Here is a 2,296-nt window from a genome sequence, read left to right on the forward strand (position 1 = left end):
GCTGAATAAAGGCCGCCCCGTAGCCGTTTCCCCGCTGTTCAGGCGCCACTCCCATGTAGACCACTTCCCAGACATTGTCTTCCCGATGTTCAGATAACAGCAGCACACCCAGGTCGACTCCCTCATGATGAAACAAGTACCAGTATTTCTGGTCGGAATCCCCTGAGCTGCGATGAGACTCTAATGATTCTTCTGCAGTTCGAACATGATTCAGAGCCGGGCAATCCTGGGAAGATTCCTGTGTCAGATCCAGTAGATCCAGGAACCGTTGACGATTTAGCTGTTCCTCAAATTTGATCCATTGCAAACGTTTCTCATCCAGGCACGCTGATCGTTTGATTGTGGTCAGGGGATGTCTCATGAACATCAAATTAGTCAGATGCGGGAATCCATTACGGCTCAGCAGCTGGCGTTGTTTGATTTGTCCGGGATCCAGCAGTGATTGACCGATGCTGACTTCTGAACCGTCGATTCGTTTGACCATTTCCTGTAAAATTGCGTCGGCACAATCGTTGCGTTTGGTAAAGGGGGGCCAGATAAAGGCTGTCGCAGAATCAGTAAAGACCAGAATGCCCACTCCGATTAGTGCCCCGGACTCTCTGGCCAGCAAGATCTGGTTCTGGTCGATTTCGCCGCTGGTAATCGAATTGAGAAAATCCCGAATTTGTGTCTCTCGCTCCGCTTCTAAGGTATCGGCAAAGATATATTCCGATACTTCTGATTGTTCGGCTGTAGTTGCAGTAGAGACTGTAATTGACATTGGTCGATTTCATTTCCCGAGTCATATGAATCACACCAGTCTGGCGTGGAGAGGCGATCTGAGCCTCATCATAAAAAAAAGGCTGGTCGATTGACCAGCCTTAGTTTGGAAAGGAGCGTAGATCTTAAAATTTAACCGAATGTAAATTGTATGAATTTGTTGTATCGTGCTTCAAACGAGGCAAATTGTATCCGTAAGGGTTACTGTTGAGCTGAAGTAATTCTTCAGGTGATCCCCATTGTTTTTCAGGTAGATTACCAAAAACATTATCGACCGTGTTCAGATTCTGGCTGCCAATCAGACCAACGGGATGGACAGAACTCGCAGCAGGAGCAAAGCGTTGCTGTTCAGACTGGGGAGAATTTGTCACCAGCAGGAGCGCCAGACAACAGGCCACTGTCGTCAGAGTTGGCAGCAGAAAATTGAAGCGTGTAGGGCGATTTCTACGTCGACGCGCTGCAATTTTGGCAGAGACCTTTGGCCAGACACTGTCCTGTAAGGAGGGTACAGGAGCACTGTCAAATTGCTGCTGGAGCGCCTCATAGCTTTTTTGGAGTTCCTCATATTGGGAACGACATTGATCACAGTTTTTAAGCTGCTTTTCCAAAAGTATCAGCTCGGCATCAGACAAGTCGTTGCCAACAGCCAGAGCGACTCGCGATTTCAAACCATTGCATTGTGTGCAGTACATGTCTCTTATTCCTTGCTCGACATGGAGCTTTCAGCATTTTGACGGTTAGACCATAGTTTTTGAAAACGATTTCTTGCTTCCGCTAATCGCCAGCGGATCGTAGCTTCTTTTCGATCCAGAATTGCGGCAATCTCAGAAGTAGAAAAATTTTCCAGATCTCGAAGTACGAGCACTGTACGGTACTTTTCTGGAATTTCTTCCAGAATCGCCTGAACTTCCTGATTAATATCAATTTTATTCCTTGGATCCGGAACAGCCGGGTCAAAGGGAGTGTCAGCGGGACTGTCGCTAAACAACAACCACCAGCCTCTTCTCTTTTGTTTTCGAAGATAGTCCAGCGCCTGATTGACGCCAATCCGAAACAACCAGGGTCCAAAGCGCCTGGACGTATCAAATTGATCAAGTCGCTCATAGCTTTTCAGGAACGTGTCCTGAGCCAGATCTTCTGCCAGTTCCGGGCTTTTGACAAATTGGATAATCACGCGAATGAGCCGTCTCTCATAACGAAGGACTAACTCTCCGAATGCATTGTCATCACCCTTACGGGCTGCTTCTACCAGTCGAGCGTCACTAACTACACCGCCAGATGGTAGAGAATCTCTTTCCTCTATTTTTTTATCGACCATTTCTAACTGCATGTCTACCTCCCCTCTTCCGCGTTAATTGACACGCTTTGTCTTTATTACGTTAAAGAGGGGGGAAATGATGGGAATTTAATATAGATTCTGATATCGAATCAAAAATTTCTCCTTATCAATTCACCTGCTCTTAATTATAGCTAGAAAAACTTTGTTTTGGGATGATTTGAAACGCGGATGGAATTATTTCTTAAGTGGCTATTTTAC

General features: G+C 46.2%; 3 protein-coding genes. All 3 read right to left on the bottom strand.

Translation table 11 applies throughout. The features are described from left to right. A partial coding sequence (locus tag Q0294_RS19000; protein WP_299468601.1) for a GNAT family N-acetyltransferase occupies positions 1-760 on the bottom strand: 760 nt, incomplete at its 3' end. Positions 761-884: 124 nt separating this feature from the next. Next, positions 885-1,451 carry a hypothetical protein gene (locus Q0294_RS19005; protein WP_299468603.1) on the bottom strand — a complete coding sequence of 189 codons (567 nt, stop codon included), beginning with the start codon at positions 1,449-1,451 and terminating at the stop codon, positions 885-887. A gap of 5 nt (positions 1,452-1,456) precedes the next feature. Beyond that, positions 1,457-2,089 (bottom strand): RNA polymerase sigma factor, encoded by a 633-nt coding sequence (locus Q0294_RS19010; RefSeq protein ID WP_299468605.1) that lies wholly within the window; start codon positions 2,087-2,089, stop codon positions 1,457-1,459. Positions 2,090-2,296: the final 207 nt, after the last annotated feature.

Source organism: uncultured Gimesia sp., from assembly GCF_937919775.1.
GTDB lineage: Bacteria > Planctomycetota > Planctomycetia > Planctomycetales > Planctomycetaceae > Gimesia.